The organism is Thalassotalea sp. PS06 (genome assembly GCF_007197775.1).
In the GTDB taxonomy this organism is placed as follows: domain Bacteria; phylum Pseudomonadota; class Gammaproteobacteria; order Enterobacterales; family Alteromonadaceae; genus Thalassotalea_A.
Window position 1 is genome coordinate 2,627,133 of the sequence record NZ_CP041638.1, and the last position, 19,637, is coordinate 2,646,769.

At 40.4% G+C, this 19,637-nt stretch carries 17 protein-coding genes and 1 pseudogene; 1 reads left to right on the forward strand and 17 read right to left on the reverse strand.

Going from position 1 to position 19,637, the window contains the following annotated elements; translation table 11 throughout:
* Positions 1 to 56: 56 nt before the first annotated feature.
* From FNC98_RS11650 to FNC98_RS11660, 3 genes are all read right to left on the reverse strand, one after another.
* Positions 57 to 599, reverse strand: coding sequence for an acyloxyacyl hydrolase (locus FNC98_RS11650; RefSeq protein WP_185967945.1), 543 nt, complete (start codon positions 597 to 599; stop codon positions 57 to 59).
* Positions 600 to 1,111: 512 nt separating this feature from the next.
* Positions 1,112 to 2,332, reverse strand: a complete 1,221-nt coding sequence (locus tag FNC98_RS11655) for a capsule biosynthesis protein (protein ID WP_143581403.1) — start codon at positions 2,330 to 2,332, stop codon at positions 1,112 to 1,114.
* A gap of 20 nt (positions 2,333 to 2,352) precedes the next feature.
* Positions 2,353 to 4,386: a capsular polysaccharide biosynthesis protein gene (locus tag FNC98_RS11660; protein WP_143581404.1), complete on the reverse strand. Its 2,034-nt coding sequence runs from the start codon at positions 4,384 to 4,386 to the stop codon at positions 2,353 to 2,355.
* Positions 4,387 to 5,041: 655 nt separating this feature from the next.
* Between FNC98_RS11660 and FNC98_RS11665 the strand changes: the two genes are divergently transcribed.
* Positions 5,042 to 6,163, forward strand: a complete 1,122-nt coding sequence (locus tag FNC98_RS11665; RefSeq protein ID WP_143581405.1) for a glycosyltransferase family 1 protein — start codon at positions 5,042 to 5,044, stop codon at positions 6,161 to 6,163.
* A gap of 5 nt (positions 6,164 to 6,168) precedes the next feature.
* Here the strand turns inward: FNC98_RS11665 and FNC98_RS11670 are convergent, their stop codons facing one another.
* The 14 genes and pseudogenes from FNC98_RS11670 to rfbA form a co-directional block, all read right to left on the reverse strand.
* Positions 6,169 to 7,464: a hypothetical protein gene (locus FNC98_RS11670; RefSeq protein ID WP_143581406.1), complete on the reverse strand. Its 1,296-nt coding sequence runs from the start codon at positions 7,462 to 7,464 to the stop codon at positions 6,169 to 6,171.
* Positions 7,454 to 7,855, reverse strand: a complete 402-nt coding sequence (locus tag FNC98_RS11675) for a hypothetical protein (protein ID WP_143581407.1) — start codon at positions 7,853 to 7,855, stop codon at positions 7,454 to 7,456. Before FNC98_RS11675 ends, FNC98_RS11670 begins: the two co-directional genes overlap by 11 nt.
* A 176-nt stretch (positions 7,856 to 8,031) precedes the next feature.
* Entirely contained in the window at positions 8,032 to 8,541 is a 510-nt protein-coding gene (locus FNC98_RS11680) for a sulfotransferase family 2 domain-containing protein (protein WP_143581408.1), read from the reverse strand.
* Positions 8,534 to 9,433 carry a glycosyltransferase family 2 protein gene (locus FNC98_RS11685; protein ID WP_409574582.1) on the reverse strand — a complete coding sequence of 300 codons (900 nt, stop codon included), beginning with the start codon at positions 9,431 to 9,433 and terminating at the stop codon, positions 8,534 to 8,536. Before FNC98_RS11685 ends, FNC98_RS11680 begins: the two co-directional genes overlap by 8 nt.
* Before the next feature lie 219 nt (positions 9,434 to 9,652).
* A pseudogene (locus tag FNC98_RS17100) lies at positions 9,653 to 9,937 on the reverse strand (glycosyltransferase); the annotation flags it as partial.
* On the reverse strand, positions 9,930 to 10,085 hold the full coding sequence (locus FNC98_RS17105) for a glycosyltransferase (RefSeq protein ID WP_185967946.1): 156 nt from the start codon (positions 10,083 to 10,085) through the stop codon (positions 9,930 to 9,932). The pseudogene FNC98_RS17100 and the gene FNC98_RS17105, both read right to left, overlap by 8 nt.
* A 762-nt stretch (positions 10,086 to 10,847) precedes the next feature.
* Positions 10,848 to 11,240: an adenylyltransferase/cytidyltransferase family protein gene (locus FNC98_RS11690; protein ID WP_144035544.1), complete on the reverse strand. Its 393-nt coding sequence runs from the start codon at positions 11,238 to 11,240 to the stop codon at positions 10,848 to 10,850.
* Between the two features lie 185 nt (positions 11,241 to 11,425).
* Positions 11,426 to 12,505, reverse strand: a complete 1,080-nt coding sequence (locus tag FNC98_RS11695; RefSeq protein ID WP_185967947.1) for a discoidin domain-containing protein — start codon at positions 12,503 to 12,505, stop codon at positions 11,426 to 11,428.
* Positions 12,506 to 12,669: 164 nt separating this feature from the next.
* Positions 12,670 to 13,884, reverse strand: coding sequence for a glycosyltransferase (locus FNC98_RS11700; protein WP_143581410.1), 1,215 nt, complete (start codon positions 13,882 to 13,884; stop codon positions 12,670 to 12,672).
* The gene (locus tag FNC98_RS11705; protein ID WP_185967948.1) at positions 13,877 to 16,066 is read right to left on the reverse strand and encodes a glycosyltransferase family 2 protein; all 2,190 of its coding nucleotides are present in this window, start codon (positions 16,064 to 16,066) and stop codon (positions 13,877 to 13,879) included. Before FNC98_RS11705 ends, FNC98_RS11700 begins: the two co-directional genes overlap by 8 nt.
* Positions 16,059 to 17,141: a dTDP-glucose 4,6-dehydratase gene (gene rfbB / locus FNC98_RS11710; protein ID WP_221932885.1), complete on the reverse strand. Its 1,083-nt coding sequence runs from the start codon at positions 17,139 to 17,141 to the stop codon at positions 16,059 to 16,061. Before rfbB ends, FNC98_RS11705 begins: the two co-directional genes overlap by 8 nt.
* Before the next feature lie 93 nt (positions 17,142 to 17,234).
* A complete protein-coding gene (rfbD, locus tag FNC98_RS11715) occupies positions 17,235 to 18,134 on the reverse strand; it encodes a dTDP-4-dehydrorhamnose reductase (RefSeq protein WP_143581412.1) in 900 nt (299 codons plus the stop codon).
* A 1-nt stretch (position 18,135) separates the two neighbouring features.
* On the reverse strand, positions 18,136 to 18,681 hold the full coding sequence (gene rfbC, locus FNC98_RS11720; protein WP_143581413.1) for a dTDP-4-dehydrorhamnose 3,5-epimerase: 546 nt from the start codon (positions 18,679 to 18,681) through the stop codon (positions 18,136 to 18,138).
* Positions 18,678 to 19,634: a glucose-1-phosphate thymidylyltransferase RfbA gene (gene rfbA, locus FNC98_RS11725; RefSeq protein ID WP_143581414.1), complete on the reverse strand. Its 957-nt coding sequence runs from the start codon at positions 19,632 to 19,634 to the stop codon at positions 18,678 to 18,680. Before rfbA ends, rfbC begins: the two co-directional genes overlap by 4 nt.
* Positions 19,635 to 19,637 lie beyond the last annotated feature (3 nt).

A 19,637-nucleotide genomic window follows, 5' to 3' on the forward strand; every position in this document is an offset into this window, starting at 1 on the left:
GCCTAGTTCACAAAAAATCGATTAACCAATTTGGGTTATTGCTTTATCGGTTGTCCTTAAAATGAATATTGAAAACTCAATTGGATAGAATTCAACGCAGGATTGATATCGTATCTGTTGGCGTTAGACATATGCTGATAGGCAAGCCCAACTTCTATATCTTTACTTAAAGCAAAGCTCGAGCCTACTTTGTAATAAAATTGGATAGGCCCACCATAGTCTTTAAACGCAACGCCAGGTTCCCCAAACTCGTAGTTTGACAACCAGTACACCCCGCCTTCTCCAAATAGTCGTAATGAATAATTTAGGTAATAATTGACTCCACCGCCCGCCCCGAGAATTTCGCCATCCCCCCCTGATGTTTGCAGTTGGCCAATATTCAACAGGGGATACAAGTAAATCGGCAGATACTCTGAAATCGAGTAATCGGACGTTGAATAGGTTAATTCAACTTTTTCGATATCAATGTTTTGAACCGCGCTTGGATATGAATAGGAAAGGCTAACATTGTGGTCGAGCGCCGCTGCTCCCGAGCAAACAAAGAGGCTGAAACAAGTGATGGTGGTACGAAGCGAATAATATTGACGAATTTTTCCCACAAGCAATCTCCTGGGAGTAAGCCACTAAGAGGACTAACCCATAAATGAAAACTGCAGGTAACGCTCGGTGCCGTTGGTCCTTTTATCGGCAAAGAAATGCACCAAAAATTAAATGAAAAGAAATATCAGATCCGATATTAAAAAAGGTAGGATATGGAAAAGCAGATAGCAAATAAATTATCAGGAAAGACAAGGGATTAGTTGACCGGTATGTTATACCAATCACATTAAATTATCGCTCACTCAGTGAGAATTTAAAGGCTTTTAGACAAGGCTTTGATTGCAGAGAATGGTCGTTCCATTATTTCAAAATTAGCCAAAATCAGTAACGCAGGATAAACGCCTTTAAAACTCACCCGTAGGGAGTTAGTGAGAGGCCCATTTAAGGCCCTATATTTCATTAATATAGAATGACTATATCAATGAAATCTATGTTGTAACTGAACCTCTGCCCTAACTCTGAGTTGTGCACAAACTTAGTGGGATTGGTATTAACCGGCCAAGCTAAGCATTTAAGCGATTTTTTGTACCGTTTTTATGTCGTCATTAGTACGACACATTTTTTGATAGCATAATGTTAATAATTGCTGCCGTTCGGTATAAAAATCTCCGGACAACTGAGTTTCTTGCATCAAATAAGTATGAAACTTTGCAAAAAACTTGGAATTAACCCGATAGCTGGATTTCCAGAAATCATCTAAACTGCCCTGGAATGTGGTTCCGGGGAGATCATACAACGCGCTCCCCAGAGCTATAGTCGGGATACTGTGTAATAACGAAGATAATCCAACCGTTGAATTGACCGTTACTACCCCACGCAAATACGGGTAAACTTTTGGAAGGTTGAGTTCGTGAACATAAAAAACCCTGCCTTCCAACTTGTAAAAGCTGGTTAATCCCTTGATGAGTTTTTGGTAACTAATAAAGCCTCTGTCTTGAGGGTGGTGCTTAATTACCAGAACCTTGTCTTTCTCAGAATTCGTCGCAAACGAATGAATTACCTGTTTAATCACCTCTTCAACCGAAGCGAAAGGAGAGTGTTGTCTTAATTGAAAATCAACTCGAACCTGCAATGGTAACAGATAAATATTTCCGCGATGTTTGCTGATGAGTTTTCGTTTAGTTAGCCTATCAACCAACATTGAACTCCACTTTTGCCGGAAGTTACTCAACCAAAAAAAACATTCCTGCCAGCTCGTCCAGGGGCGATGATGGATGTAGTTGATGAAAGATTTGTTCTGTCTTTGATATTCAACATAATAACGAAAACCATACCAAAGACGTTTTTTAAATGTCGGCCCAACGTTTGCGGTGCTCTTTACAGTTTTGGCGTCAGTATTATTGATTTTGACAAGGTCTAGATCTAATTCAGAATTGGCATTGCAACCATTTTCTTCCAATGTCACAAAGCCAGCTCGTAAATACCCTTCTTCGAAGCACCATACTTTAATGCCGCAGGCTTTGGCTAAAGAAATAGCCACACTATGGTAATAGCGACAATCGCCGTACACGACAATATCGGTGATTTTGTGCTCTTTATAAAAGGCATTAAGGTAATCACTCCAGTCCTTTGCCAGGCCCGTATAGTCGTAAACTTTATCGGCCCAGGCGTACACTCTGTCGCCACCATTAAGGTTAATCTTGTAGGTACAATGTTGCTGACTGGAAAAATGCTGCGCCAGATGCTTGAAAAACGTACCTAAAGGGCTTTGTAAAAATAAAATATGTTTCATAAAAATTGGATAATCCAACGTCAATTAAACGTATGCCAAAGGTAAATACATTTAGTTTTAATTCGTTGCCAGAAACTGTCTCGATTAATGGCCGTTGAGCCTTGCTCGGCCAATCCGGCGATCGCCAGTTCTGGGGAGGAAAACAGGCCTGTAGGCCAGTCTATATAACGGGGGTAGATAACCAACGTAGCGTAAACCAACTCGGCAAGGGATATACTTCGTTCTCGTCGTTGCGGTTGGCAATGATCCTCAGTTAACCCCCAACCGGAATAAAATGGCTGGCCCCAGGTCACCACTTTAACGCCTCTGATCAAAGCCTCGAATCCGCTCAGAGAGGTCATAGTATGAAGTTCATCTATGTGTGGAAATAACTTATTTAAAGTTAATTTCGACACTTCCTGGTCGACACAGTGATTGCGACACTCAGAGCTGATATCACCGCCCCTATTCCCAGCGACAACGTCAGGATGCGGTTTATAAATGATAAAGGCATCAGGATTTTTTTCTCTTACCGAGCAAAGAAGTTGTTCGTTAGATTGAATTCGAGGACTTCCTGTCAATAGGGATGCGTCCCCTTCTACCTGCCCGACAACGAGCAGGATCTTACGCTTTCCTTGCGGCGGGAGAAAATCTTCATGGCTGCCAACATTATATTTACTTACGCCGGTCGCATTAAGCAATTCTATCAACTTCTCGCCGCGCAATGCGTGGGCAGCTTCAAAAGGATAGGAGTTTAAACTGTGTTCTAAATCACTCGGACGCGTGCTGTTGAAATAAATCCCATTAAAATCAATAGCTAAAGACGATGGTCGGCACAAATTTGAGCCTAGTCCTGAAGAGCGTATAAACCCATCTTCGATGCGGATACAGCAGTTTAATTCCGGATATTTATTACCCCAAACCGCATTTTGTTCACCGTCGTTAAGTTGCGTTACCGGTCGGGAAACAAACTTAAGTTTGTCAGCGTGGTGTTTAAAAAATGTCTTAATGAACGCCCGCTTCCAAAACGAAAACCCCACCAAATAGATGGTGGAATACTTTGGCCTTGGTTGTAATTGCATTGACAGCGACATAGCATCGCGTTGCAATTGCGTGCCGATCAACGCAACGATTTCTTCTACTTCACAAGGCTTACCACTTATCGGATTGAAATAACGTGGGTAATCAATTAAAGCGGCGGATACAAGCTGTTCAAGAGAAACTTTGATGTTCCTTCTCTTACATTGTTTAGTATCGTTTGTAAGCCCCCACCCAGCATAGAACGGCATACCGAAACAGTGTACCGGTTTGTTCAGTAGCAATGCTTCAAAGCCCATTTGCGAGGAGACCGTATAGACTTCGTCTACAGCCCCTAACAGAGCATGGGGATGGCAGGCTTCACTAATAACCATAACATTATCGAGGTTCTGACGTGCCAAAATGCCTTTTTTCTTACCTAAACGGGTATCAGGGTGAGCACGAAGAATTAGAGTTGCCTCAGGGTTATCGCGCTTTGCTGCCTCAAGCATTGTTAAAAAATCAGCGTCGCTGGCCAACGCACCTTGTACCGACAGGTCGCCGGCAACCTGATCAATTAAAAGAATTTTTTTCCCTTTAATGGCATCAAGCCGCTGCGCAATAGCTGGTGGCAATGCCAATGAATCATAGCAATTGTACTTGGTTACCCCATTGCGGATAATCGCACCGATTAACGGTTTGGCTCTTTCTGTCGAGCCGTTATAGCTTCTGGCTTTTATCAAGTTTTCTAGATCAGATTCCTGACTGGCATCGTAGTACATGCCGGCCACATCTTTGATAATGGAAACAGCAATTCCTGATTTTGACGGGTGGCCTGTATAGCCGATAAACCCATCTTCCAATGCCCAAAAAGGGGCTTTGGCTAATGACGCTTGCTTACGAACATTTTCAGTATTGGCCTTTAAGCCCCAACCGACAAAAACGTCATCACCTGCCAGGCATTTATTACTGCGGAAGATTTCCAGCGGCATGCCAAACACTGCTTCGATAAGCTGCTTTCGTTTTGCCAGTCCTTTTGAGCTTGTGTAAATTGTCATGAATAAAATCAGTTGAAGGTTAAAAACTATGCTCCGCAAAAAGCAAAATGCAAAATGCAAAGAAGTTGGATATCAGGCTTTTTCGACATTGTAATTGGGGGAATACGATTCAGGTATTGACGAAAAACACCAAGCTTACGAAAAGCATCGTGATTATATCTAAGCAATCGTTCAAATTAAACCCTGATGCATAAAAAGCTTTGTTATCAGGTTGTTAAGTTTTGCCTGAGTGAATACCATTGCCGCAAAACATTTGCTATTCAGACTGTACATTCTCGCCTCTCAAAACCTATAATACGAAACTCTCTGTAGACGATCCCAGACGGCTTGCATGGTTCGATTTCTTTTTATTAGTCACTCAAAACGCGGTGACTTCTTCTATAACGACGCCTCCGCTCGTTATCGATGTATTTTTCCTGCGGAGTTTATCAATGCAAGTGGCGTAAAGGCCGATGTTATTCACTTTAGCCAGCACAAGGCTATTGAACTGAGCGATTATTCCCACGTTGTTTTCCATCGCCCGCAGTATTCAAGAAAGCTCAAATCATTTGTCCAGAAATTATCAGGAGCCGGCATCTATACGGTTGCCGATTACGATGATTTATTATTCTGTACCGATTCCGTCGAGCAAAGCCCGGCAGTGTTGTCAGGAAAAATGTCGGCAAATCAATGCCTGAAGCAAGTTCATTCCTACCAAAAAGCGCTAAAGCTGTTTGCTAATTTTTGGGTTTCAACCCAACCATTAAAAAACCAACTTGAAAATACAGTCAATGCGCTCAACCACTCCGCTGAAAACATTGATGTCATCTTTAATATGCTTCCGCTAAGATGGGTAAACCAGGTTGAAAAGACCAGTGTACAAAGCAAATTTGCCGAGAAAATCATTCGTTATTTGCCTGGCACCAGTCACCACAGTCACGATTTTCAGCGGATTGCTTCACCGCTCTCGACATTTCTAATAAGACATCCTGACGTCACACTCGAAGTTATTGGTGATATGAGTGTCGACGAATCCGCGTTTCCGCAAGGGCAATTTGTACGCAGAGGTTACGTAGCGTTTGAGGAGCTACCGGATTTAATTGCAACGAGTTGGTTAACTTTGGCCCCACTTGAAGACAATGTATTTAACCAGTGTAAAAGTGGTTTAAAATTTTGGGAAAGTGGTTTGCTCGGGGTTCCGGCAATCTGCTCACCTATCGACGATATATCTCGCTTCAAAAATAAAGGCTTGATGCTTTGTAGCACTGACCAAGAATGGCTAGCCGCCCTCGAGCAGATGACAGATGAAGCTAGCTATCAAACGGCCTGTGCTGATGCTGAAGACCGTGCTCTAAAAGCAGTTCATCGCAAAGAAGAACAAAGGTTGCAGAGTTTAGGGTTATCAGAAGCAGGCTCTGAAATCGTAACAATTAAACTTTCCGAAAAATATGCGCGGTTACATCATTACCTTATGAGCGCCTGGTTTGGCCCAAGATGGCCTGGAAAATTGCTAAACCCGACAGATACTGATTTCAAACATGCCAATTTCGTTGATGAAGCATTTGGACAATCTCAAGTGTTAATTCCAGAGCCATTGACCAATAAATTAGGAACATCGTTAAAGATCTGCGATGTCTCAATTGAGATTAATACTTTGTTAAAAAACAGAGCAACCACCATTAGCCTTTTAGATAAGCCCGCTAAGCCCAGTACAATATCAAGAAAAGCTAAAAAGCTGTTGCGTTCACCTCGCGAATTCTTCCGCGACTCAAAAGTTGTGAAAAGTTTTAGGCGTTAAAGTTATTAACTCCCGCTCTCATCCAGGAGCTTGTTCAGATAGCTAAGTTTCGAATTGATAAATGGTCCTGTGGGTCTCAACTTAGCCGCGTTTTCCATGAGGATCTGAGCTAAGCCAAGATTTTCATGTTCGAAACAACACGATAAATCTCGGTAGAGCTCGGCTGAAGCGATGTCGTTCCCATAAATCTCTGTTAAAGAATCTAATAAACGATGCGCGGTTTTAGGAACTCCTTTCCCGAGTTGCACTTTCTCAGTTACTGATGAATCTGCCTCATCGCCCGGTTTGCATTTAAGTTTCATTCGCAGTAATGCAGCTAAATCGTTGTCATGTTCAGACAGGTATTGGAGTATCGAATTTCGAGCATCATCGCTAAGATTCTGCTTAAAGTATGCCTTTTGCTTCTTAGTTTTTATCTGATCCAGAAACCCTTTAGCCGAACTTTCAGGAATTTTACACTGTTCAAGAAGCGGGACGAGTGTATCCACAACTTGTATTTTAAATGCTTCATAGGTCTCTGGGTCAACGATTGAGTAGTCTGTAACCCCCCCCTGATAACTCTGAAGCAACTTATCCAATTTAATATCATTGGCTGCAGATAAATGGTAATGGTTGATTAATCGTTTGAATTCTAATGCTTCAAAACAATAAGAAGGATTAACATCACCAACCGTTAAATTCGGTAACTTTGAAATATTAAATATTTCAAAAAAGTCGTGCAGGATGTTTCCACCTGCAAATAAGTCTCTGGAGTACAACCTGATAATAAAGTTCTCCAGCCGATAATCTCGTACCGCCTTGGTCAGGAACTCTGCGCCATAAGGTCTTGCACTAAATGAATGGTAACGATCAGCTATTGGCTTCATTAACCTGGAACGTTTTACATTCTGGTTATAACCGGACTCAAAGAATTCTAGCGGGGAGCGAATGTAAAATATAAATTGGGCGCCTGGAAAATACTCAATTAACTTGTCTAAGTGACGCCAAAAAGCCTCAGAAGACAAAATAATTTTCTTATTACGAAGCCGAGATATATCACCTTTAAATTTATTTATTTTAGATGAGCTTAACGTCCATTTACCATCAATTACAGTTCCTAGCAGGCCCGCATGGCCTGAACTAATCCCATTTTCATCCAAATTGTGCTCTGGATAGTAGTACCCCTTTTTTTCTAGAAATTTAGTATTTTTACTACACCAATTCTGAATTACGGAAGTGCCCGTTTTACCAGGTCCAACGTGAATGAATAGTTGTGGAAAGACTCTTTTGTCACGCTCTCTTGAAAATAAATTAGTTAGCATAAAAATGATTTGTTTCTAAATACTGATAAAGCGCTAGATCATGGACAACCAAAGGTTTGAGAGCCTCACAAATGCTTTCATCGGAAGCTTCCAACCCAAATTTATGGTTAAGGGCATTATCGACTCGATTTGTTGTAGGCGTATAAACTAGCCCAAAATGATTCAAGATAGACGTTAAAAATTGATTGATATTTTTGTCAAAGCCGATCACGTCAAACTCTTTGAGGTTTTCTATAGCCTCATCAACATCGCTTTTTGAAATCTGAGGTTTTGAGGTATTTTTACGAAGGTAACGAGTTTGAACATTGTCAAACAGGTGATATTCCCGTGGCTCAAACGAATTGAGCATCTTAGTAATTTCTGATGCGTTGGATAAATCGAACTGTTTCATTTTATCGGCAATGATTCGAATGTATTCCGGATGCTGCATGTATCTGTCTGCGTTTTCCGGCTCCCCTAGCGCTCGTACCCAAGCTAAATGGGAGATAACATGAGCATATGGCTCTCGTAATGTTACAGCTTTTTTAAAGCAGCCTATGTCAGCGTGTTTTTTAAAGTTTTCATAAACTAGATGGCCAGACAAAATGAAATGTTACGATTTTGAAGCTCATCCTTCCAATTAGACTTCGATTCCACATGTTTCAATACTGCAGAATGTCCCAATAACTCTTCCATGATATTGTTAATCGTAGAACCGGCTGTTTTTGGTATGTGAACATATAAAATCGAATTTACTGTAGAAATCTCCGCAAGAGAAATCGTTTGGCCCGAATGCAATTGAATCTTGATATTATATTTTTCTTCAGCCTTAAAATTAGAGTGATCTATTTCAAAACCGGAATTGCCAGAATTTTCTATATCAGGAAAGCTCTCACCCAGTTTAGGTCTGGGGAAACACAAGTGTATTTCCGAAATAGTTTTACCGTTTTTTGAACTATAAAAAACCCTATTAATTTCAGAATCCATATCAATTATCCAACCACAAAGTTTGTTTTTTTTCTCAACGGTTTCTGAATCTACATGAAACAAAATCCTATCAAGGTTATTTGGCAATTTTTTTACAACGATGTTAGCCATTTATTTCAAAATTCTCTTTATTCTTAGTAAGGTTGGGGCTATAAAATGGATCATTTGCCAGCTCTTTAGGCCATGTTGACTTCATATGTCGTGCTTCTTCATTAAACCGTTTAATCTTCTCAGGGCTATCTTCTGCACCTCGACTGATAGATTCATGATGATAAAGCTCAGCATATGGTGTCCATAAATTTCGGTAGCCAGCTCGTTTAACCTTCAAACAAAAATCAACATCGTTAAAAGCCACTGTAAGGTCATGTTCATTCAACCCACCTACTTGTTCAAATATCGGCTTCTTGACTAACATACACGCCGCCGTTACAGCGGATAAGTTTTGGTTTAAATTAAGTCGAGAGAAATAGCCAGGGTCATCTCTCTCGAAATATTTATGAGAATGCCCCGCTACACCACCTATGCCGCAAATGACCCCCGCATGCTGTATAGTATCATTGCTGTAATAAAGCTTTGCACCGACGCAGCCTATTTCATCTCTTACTGCATGACTAACCATTTGTGTTAACCAATCGCCATTGATAACTTCGACATCATTATTAATCAGACCAATAATTTCTCCATTTGCATAACCAGCAGCAAAATTATTTATTGCAGAATAGTTAAATGGAAATGGGTATTTTAAAAGGGTAACTTGGGGATGATTACTAATGTCGTCAAAGTAGCTTAACGCGACTTCATCGTCGGAATTATTGTCGATTAACAATATCTCGTAATTTTTGTATGTGGTTTTTTCTAATATTGAATCAATGGCTTGTTTCGTTATTTCATAACCATTGTATGTCGGAATAATTAAACTTACCAAAGGTTCGGAGTCCATGACCCAAGAAGTTTTATAAGTATTAGGATATTTACCCGACTCGATCAGTACTTTCTCGTTCATCGCGGCAAAGTGATCTCGAAGCGCTCGGATTCCAGCTTCTGTGGTATAACTCTTCTCGCCTTCGTCCAATGCAGTCGAACCTTCAATGGCACGCCAGTGATACAGCACTTTCGGAATATGGGCAATTTCGGATTCTGTGATCTCTCTTGTAAACCTCAACAGCAAATCAAAATCTTGGCTGCCTTCATAGCCGAGCCTAAAGCCGCCTATTTTATTTACAATTTCCCGCTTATATACGCCCAGGTGAGAAACATAGTTTTGGGAATAGAGTAAATCCGGATTCCAACTAGACTTAAAATGCGGAGATGAGCGCTTGCCATCTTCATCTACCTTGTCTTCGTCAGAGTAAATTAATTTCAAATTCGTATTAGATTCTATCTTCAACGCCACTTCATTCAGTGCATGAGGGGATAAGAGATCATCATGATCCAACAACACGATGTACTCTCCTTTAGCGTAAGCCAAAGCCGAATTACTTGCTGCTGAAATATGCCCATTATCCTCTCGAAAATAATACTGATCCTTGAATCATCAAGATTTGCCACTTCTTCAAACACGCATGCGTATCTATACATGTAGATGCATCGTCTGCTATAACCAATTGCCAATTGTCGCATGTTTGGTCTAAAACAGAGCGAATGCACTCATCCAAAACTGAGGTTTAGTGTTGTACGTAGGGACTAAAATCGAAAATAGAGGGAAGGACTTTCATTTACACCAGCTTTTGAAATACCCTTGCTCCAGAGCGCAGGTTCTATAGAGTTTATCCAAGCATCATAAGATGCAACATGATTTGACTTTAAATCGAATAACTTGTCATATTTATTTAATAAACACGTTGTCGATTCACTACTAAATAAAGTGCCGTAAAGTATTGCCAAATTTAACTTCAAGCTTTCTCAGGATCCTTGTTCTTGCAATCTGTGAGTGATTTTTCTCAGCCTTATCTCCAAACCAAACGCACTTCCTGGAGTTTCGGAAGGATCCCACCTTAATCCTTTAATTGGGCGCTCAAAAAGCAAACTCGCTTGAAACAACCAATTCCTTTGATAGGCAAATTGATCGCATTTGACTCACTAAAACCCTTACCATAATCGACATAGAGCTTTGACAACATTTATTACCGAGTGTGAGACTCTGACCTCCAACATGTAAAACCTGTGGAGGGCAAATATTGCTAGTTTGAATATAACATTGAGGGTCAGTGTTATTCCACTCCAAACAGTTAGCAGTCCGTTTAACATTTGCAGTCTCATAAATAGAGGTTTTAGAACGACGATCTATTAGAAGGCACGTATTGTGTATGATTTTTGATAATTTCATTTGTAGGATTAATAAGACTAGAAAGAATCCAAGGAAAGGTGCAGCATAGATGATATAGGCCTTGCAAAGGTTAGAATTTGAAATAAAACCTCTAACGCGAGGTTATTACCTCAATAATTTCCGTTGTTGATACTGACGGTGTCCGCTCCAGGTAAACGACCTCACAAATGTCGGATAAGTAATCGAACTTTCCTTTCCAGTCATCGCCCATTACTAAAATATCTGCGCCATAATATTCGATATACTCTCTTTTTTTCTCTAATGAGTATTCTTCAAAACATAGATTTACGTACCTGAGTCCATTAATAATTTTCATTCGATCATCTTGGTTGTAAACAGGGTTCCGGCCTTTTTTGGAAAAATTCAATTCGTCTGTAGAAACGCCCACGATTAGCCTATCTCCATATGTTGCAGCGCGCTGCAGAAGGTTGACATGCCCTACATGAAATACGTCAAATGTTCCGAAAGTAATTACTGTTTTCATTCTAATTCCCAAAATATAAAAATTTAAAATCGCGTTCGGCTTTTGACCAATCAAAACGCCAAAGAGGATCGGGGACAGACCAATTCCCGCCATAATTTGCATTCAATACTGCATCAGGATCAGCAGGCAAATAAAGCTTTACGTTATTTGAAGATATGGCCTGAACAGGGATGACTTTTTCCGCCTTAATCTTTTTTTGAGAAAGGATTCATGCTACAAAAACCCTCTTCAATGAAACCTGTAAATATATCGACCATTATCCCGCTTGGTGATCGGCACCATAAGTGGGCAACGTTAGAGTTTTTGACTTGATATCCATTACGATCGAGAAAGTCGACAATTTCTTCTCGCTCTCTTAAAATCTCGGACTTTTCTACCTCTTGGCTGATATAACAAATATCTAAGTCATCATCATGAGCAATTAATTGACCATCTCTCACTATCCCGAGCAAAGTTCCAGAAGACACAAACGCCGGTACCTGAAACTTTTCATTCAATAGATGCAGTAATTTAGAGAGCTCTGAATAAACTTGCTCTTTTCGTTCGACGCTAGCTAATCCAAAAGTTTCTGTGAAGCCGTGAGGACCGATCGCAATTCCTTCTTCACTAACTATCTTATTTATATAATCAACAGCAACTAAAGCCTCAGTATCTCTCCCTAGTTTTTTCAATTTATCTACAAATGGTTTAGTTTTATCAAAACAAAATGAACTGGCGTAAAGCAAGCAATTTTCAAATTCGCTACGTTGACCGTTTTTATATTGCTTTATATATTGCCAATTATCATAGATGGTCGTCCAATTAGTTAAATCACCTGATGATTCCACACAAAGGCTCAATGCTCTTTTATAAAAGTTGTCATCTCTGTTATTAATAATGATTTGCTCGACTGAATACTTATCTTTTAAATCAATAACTAGCCAGGGGTTATCTTCATTTTTAGTGTGAAAACCACAACCACCGTCACCCGTTCTAGCAAGAAAGTTTCGACCATCATATTTCTCTAAATCATTGAAAAATGAACTTATAATAGTATTTCCACCTGAGCTAACATTCTGCCCATTTTTATCAATGATTTTTATAGAGTCCAATTGGAAGCTATCTTTTGCCTGTAATCTTAATTTGATAAATCTTGCATTGATATGCGTATTTATTATTAGAGGCTTGTCGCTTCTAACCCCTTTGAATAGGTTAGGCCCACTGTCTTTTAAATAAGAAACGACCTTTTCATATTCGGTTTTCATTTCTTCGCTATTATATTGCAAATTATGATTCCTCATTTTATTTTAATTTTTTAATAAGTTTCATTTCAACAAATCGGCTTGCTCTGAATAAAACATTATCCTTAAACGCCATATCGAAACAGAGGAACTTATTAACTAGTAAGTCACTTTTCGTTTTAAACCATAAGATTCAAAAATCGAGTTCTTCACGCAGATACATTCAAAATATCCAAATGCTGACTTACCACATCAACTCTAGATAGCTGAGACTGGTTATGTTCAAAAACCTCATTATCAAGTGCGGTTTCGATCATGGAAGCTAGTGAAACTGAACTCCTGGCATCAAAAGTTAAACCGGCTATACCTTCAATTTTCTCTTTCATTCCTCCGATATTAGAACCGATTAACGGCCTACCGTAAGCAATTGCTTCCTGAATCACAACGGGCGAATTCTCCCACCAAATGGATGGGATAATAACCCAATCGCATTCCGCCATTAAGTTCGGCAATTGATGAGATTCGTAGGAGCCTCGCATGGTAACCAATTCACCAAGATCCTCTAGCTGTTTTGCAACTTTCTCCTGAAATTCACCACTCTGGTGCTCTAGGCTTGCGCCATGAATATCTAAAGAAACCATGTCCTTGATATCTTCAGGAAGCTTTGAAAATGCGTCTAACAGAATATCGATACCTTTATATGGGTTTACCTGACCGAAAAACGCAAAGCGCCCTCTTTTTTCTCCCTTTTTTAACTTTCTGGGCGGGATAGCAGAAATTTCAGGAAGAACATTTTCAATTACATGTACTTTTTCCTGCGGTAAACCCCAATCAACATAGCGTTCTGCTAAAAATTGACTAGGTGATACGAATTCATCAACATAACTAAATTGATCAAGGATATAACTTTTCCGAAGAAAAAAGTCTGCTGGTGAGTGCTGTGGGAAGCAACGTGCACAGTCTGAATGAGTAGCTTTATAACAAAGCTTAAGGCTTTCCGTCTTAACCATTTGCCCATTGTGTAAACACATCGCCATAAACTCATGTATGGTGAAGATAATCTTCGCATTCGGTGCCGCCTTTCTGGCTGCGGCTAGCACTTCGATTCCAATATGTGCGTAATGATGTATATGAATTACCGTTGGCTCAAATGATTGCACAAGCTGACCGAAATCATCGAACAAATGCTTGGTATTACTGGAGCTTAAACAAAACCAATCAGTCATTCCTGTATGGAAAATGACTTCTTCCTCACTACGAATTGAAAATGTAGAGCCGCCATGCGATTTTGCATCATTACGAGCAACGTACAGGCATTCATGTCCAGCTTCTTTCAGTGCCTCAAATAAGTTCCAGCTTGCAACTTCGGCCCCACCTTTGTTCAATTCTGGATGGCCATGACTCAAAAATAATACTTTATGCATTGGTAAGCCCTTTCGTGTGGTCTGGGTAAAGATCTTGCAACGTTTTCGACCAACGTTGGCTATAAGTATTGGCATTTAACAACGTTAATTTGTGTTTCCAACCACCCGTATCAATAATGTTTTGTGACAATCGTTCTAAATGATTCAACTTTACATGCCTACATATGTAATTTTTTTTGCCATTCTCCAATGCTCTCAGACATAAATCAGAATCCTCAAAGTCGCCAAGAACAAAGCTTTGGTCAAAGCCCTGTAACGATTCAAAAGTTTCTTTTTTAAGTGCAACACAAGCCGCAGTAACTAAAGGACAAACCTCCGCTTTTTCAGAGTTGTTAACCAATGTTAGAGGAAAGCCTTTCTTGGGATGATCATTGAAAAGTAACCCTGGGAATTGTTCCAAAGTCATCGGAGCCATACCATCATGTTGGATCGACTCATCTTCGAAGAGCAAACGTGCCCCGACTATTCCCGCATCAGGTAAGGTATTTAGTTGATGAACTAACTCCTTGGCCCAACTTCCATCTTTAGGAATTACATCCGAGTTTAACAATATTAAATTGTCACTATTCGCGAAATTGACACCGATATTGTTTGCCTGCCCATAACCAACATTTTTCTCCAGGAAAACAACGCTAAAAGAAAATTCGAATGTTTTATGCAATACAACAGCAAGTTCTTCTACCGCCTTAACAATTGACGGATCGTCAACGACATAAATAACTTCAAAACTATCTAAGCCGTTAAACCTAGCAAAGTTAGATAATTGATAGCGCATAAAGTCATATCGACCATACAACGGAATAATTACGGACGCTTTAGGTTCCTCTACCTGTGAACCAAAATCTACGCGCTTAGCCCATACCGAGTGATTGACGGGATAAATATCTTGAATAATTGGAAGAATAACGTCCGAAGCTTTTTTCTGATGTTGTGTATTTTGAGGATCCCAACAATTTAATACTCTCGCACAATTTTCCACTTTATCATCTTCAGATAAAAACAGTGATTGAACAGGTACTGATATTGAGCCATTTTCATCAATCAAATGAACAAACAAAGCTCTGGACTGGTTAACGGGACTAACCGATTCTTTAATCTTTACTGTCGCTAAAAACCCACTAAAGTCAGAAACATTCTTTTCTGAAAAAGCATTTTTAACGTCTGGCCTGAACACCTCTACGTGAACTGATTCTTCTGTCAACATGTAAGAGCTATCATCAACAGATAAACTTAACTTTAAGAGTGGGTTTTCTCCAATATACCAACCAACGATAAAGGCATAATTTTTGCCCCATATTACATATTCACAATGACCAAATGAATCTTGAGTCGACGCTTTTCTAGGATAAGGAAACTCTTTTTCAACATGCTTTATAATTTCTTTAGTAACTACAGGAAAGTTTGTTGTGTCGTTATACACTCGTCCCTCAGATTGACCACATACAGCATAGTGTGCCAATAAACTGTGTTGCCACTCGTCGAGATCTGAATTGAGTTTGCGATAAGACAACGGATCAAAATAAGGGTTTGGCTTGAAACCATTTAACTCACCGTACGTCAAGTAATGGACAAGGCTATTATCAATCTGCCCCTTATCTTCTTTAACCTGGTCTAAGTAATAGTTTGTTGAAAAGTGAGAGGACGGATCTAGTCGCATCTTACTACCAAATAAAATGTAATCCTTTATCGGATTTTTTGGTAACGCCCTATCACCGTTCAATTGTGTGAAGTAGTAGCTTTCATTCCACAATAGAGATTTCTCTATTAGTACTTTTAAATCTCTAGTTGGTCTTTGATTCAAAAACTCTATGTTATCAACTAAATCAGTTAATGAGATTGTTTTTTCAACCTTAACTCTGGGGTGTTCAATAGCCTCAATGGTGATATTTAGCTCAGGTAAATATGACCAATGTTGTTCTAATTCATGGCCATCCAGAAGCACTCTGAATCCTTTAGCATCGATACCCAGAGCCTCTTTCACATCATCTCTGGGCTGATCACATTTCCCTGTTGCTACCTTTTTACCTTGAATAAAAATATCAATAGATTCAACAAAAGCAGGAACCCAACCAATTAAAAAGCCATTATCAAAACCATCAAACTGACAACGCAGTTTTTTCTTTTTTGTTTTTCTTTTTGCTTTATTTTTTATTTTTTCAATCAACATTTGTTTATTAACCATTGCGCAATAGTTCTTGCCACCAAGAATCATTAGTCAAATACCATTCAACGGTTTTACGGATACCTGTCTCAAAGCTTTCCACCGGCTGATAGCCCAATTCGTTATTGGATTTTTCCGGGTTTATTGCATAGCGACGGTCATGACCCGCTCGGTCTTCAACATAAGTAATAAGCTCAGCAGAATTAGATGCAATCGCTTTTGTTGCTAACGGATACTTCTCTGCAAGGCTTGGGTCTTTTGAAAACGCTTCATCCATTAATTCACAGATAAGTTTGACGATATCGATATTAGCCCATTCATTGATGCCACCAATGTTGTAACACTCACCTAAACGCCCTTGATTCAATACTTTTTCGATACCACGGGCGTGGTCAGTTACATATAACCAGTCGCGGATTTGCTGGCCATCACCGTAAATAGGTAAGGCTTTATCATGAAGAATGTTAGTGATAACTAATGGAATAAGCTTTTCTGGAAAGTGGAACGGACCATAGTTGTTTGAACAGTTACTGGTGGTAACTTCCATTCCATAAGTATGATGGTACGCGCGAACCAAGTGGTCACTGGCAGCTTTTGATGCCGAGTATGGAGAATTTGGCGCATATTGCGTATCTTCGGTAAATGCCGGATCCGTAGGTGATAAGGTACCGTAGACTTCATCGGTAGAAACGTGGTGGAAACGGTGTGGAATGACGTCATTACCATTGGCCTTCGGCTCATCAATCCAAACTTTTTTACCCGCTTTTAGTAAGCTGTATGTACCAATAATGTTGGTTTCAATAAATGCATCCGGGCCGGTGATTGAACGATCGACATGACTTTCTGCTGCAAAGTGAACAATGGTGTCAATACTGTGTTCTTTAAGTAAACTTTCGACAAGGTCGGTATTACAGATATCACCCTGTACAAAGTTAAAGTGTTCATGGTCTTCTACGCTCGCAAGGTTAGCTCTGTTGCCCGCATAGGTCAGCGCATCAAGCACAACTACCTTATCGCTAGGGTTAGCTTCAAGCCAATATAAAACAAAGTTAGCGCCAATAAATCCGGCACCACCTGTTACTAATATATTTCTCATCTTTATTCTCATTTTTGGGGGCTACAAGGAGAAAAACTTTTATAACTCTGGGCGGTTATGAAAAGCTACCTGGCTCCTGTAGGAGGGTTAAAATTATTTGGTTAACGAAGCAATTACGTTATCCAGCGCTTTACGCCAGTGAATGCCGCTAAAATCAAGTTGTTCGCGAAGTGCACTGGTATCTAAGACACTGTAAGACGGTCTTTTAGCCGGCGTTGGGTATTGGCTGGCCATAATCGGAGCAACGGGTATTTCTTGTTCCAACAAGCCATATTTTAGCCCAAGTTCTTGAATAGATACGGCAAAATCATACCAGCTACAGGTGCCTAAATCGCTCCAATGGAAAATTATTGCTTTGCTTTCATCATTGGTTTTGCTGCTTTCAATATTGACCAACTGAGGCGTGAGTGCCCAAATGGCTTTTGCTAAATTCTCTGCGGACGTCGGGGTACCTATTTGATCGGAAACGATACCAAGCTGAGGTTTTTCCTGCATCAAACGTATCATGGTTTTGACGAAATTATTGCCAAAGCGACTATATACCCACGCCGTGCGAATAATCGTCGCGTTAGCACCTAAGATTTCACTAACGGCTTTTTCACCTTCAAGTTTTGACGCGCCATAAACGCTGACTGGGTTTGTTTTTGAGTCAGGCTGATAAGGAGTATTCTGCGAACCGTCAAATACAAAATCTGTCGATATGTGTATCAGATTTGCGCCAATTTTCTTACAGGCTAATGCTAAATTTTTTGGCCCTTGCGCATTTACCTTAAACGCCGTTTGCTGATCGGTTTCTGCGTTATCTACCGCAGTGTATGCCGCAGGATTGATAACTACATCAGGTTTAAACTCTGTAAGTAACGCTTCTACAGCACCGCTGTCAGAGATATCTAGTTCACTCGAACCTGTAAACAAAGCTTCTACATTATCAGGGCAGATAGCCTGAAGCTCCGAACCGAGTTGTCCATTTTTTCCGGTAATTAAAACTTTCATGTTAAAACTTATCAGCGTCCTCGAAGGATTTACCTGCTTCATCTTTCGCAGACAGCAACGGCTGTTCACCGTTTACCAGTGGCCATTGGATAGCAACGGTTGGATCATCCCATTTCAATGAGCGATCGTGCTCAGGCGCATAATAATCCGTGCATTTGTATACAAACTCAGCCGTCTCACTCATCACATAAAAACCATGAGCAAATCCTTCAGGGACCCAAAGCTGGCGTTTATTTTCAGCTGACAAAATTTCTCCAACCCACTTTCCAAAGGTCGGAGAATCTTTACGCATATCTACCGCCACGTCAAAAACTTCACCCTGTACTACGCGCACGAGCTTTCCCTGGGTTGACTGCATTTGGTAATGCAATCCACGAAGAATTCCTTGCGAAGATTTAGAATGGTTATCCTGAACGAACGGCTTGCCGCCGGTCAGTTCGTCGATGATGCTTGCGCGATACGTTTCCATGAAAAAACCACGCTCATCACCAAACACTTGAGGTTCAATGATTTTTACGTCTTCAATTGCGGTATCAATTAACTTCATTGATTTGCTACCTTCAACGCTGCGTTTAATTGGCCCGCTTTCGACTCTTGGGCTTTTAGCACTGAGAACAAATATTGGCCATAGCCATTTTTCTTCATTTTGTCCGCCAGCACGTATAATTGCTCACCGCTGATCAAGCCTAATCGGTAAGCGATTTCTTCAGGACAACATACTTTTAGTCCCTGACGCTTCTCAATGGTGGCGATGAAATGCCCGGCATCGAGCAGTGAATCATGAGTACCGGTATCCAGCCAGGCAGTGCCGCGGCTCAAGGTTTGTACGCGCAGTGTACCTTCGGATAAATAGGCATTGTTGATATCGGTAATTTCCAGCTCACCTCGTGGCGATGGTTTTACCTGTTTTGCAAATTCAACAACACGATTATCATAAAAATATAATCCTGGAACCGCATAATTAGATTTGGGTACGTCTGGCTTTTCTTCGATTGAAATCGCTTTTCCGGTTTCATCAAACTCAACCACACCATATGCTGAAGGCTCTTGCACATGATAACCAAATACCGTTGCGCCAACCTCTTCATCACTGGCTGCAGATAACATATCTTTGGACATATCGTGACCAAAGAACAGGTTATCACCGAGAATCAAACATACTGGAGAATCACCGATAAATTCCTCACCTATGATGAACGCTTGTGCTAAACCATCAGGGCTTGGTTGCACTGCATACTCAATAGTAATTCCCCAATCAGAACCATCACCAAGCAACTCCTCGAAGTCTTCCTTGTCATCCGGCGTACTGATAATAAGCACTTCAGTAATGCCCGCGAGCATCAGTGTTGATAGCGGATAATAGATCATCGGTTTGTCATAAACCGGCATTAATTGCTTGCTGACAGATTTCGTCAAAGGGTATAAACGAGTACCTGAGCCACCCGCAAGAATAATCCCCTTTCGTGATGTTTTAGTAGCGGAGTGCACTAAATTAATCATGAT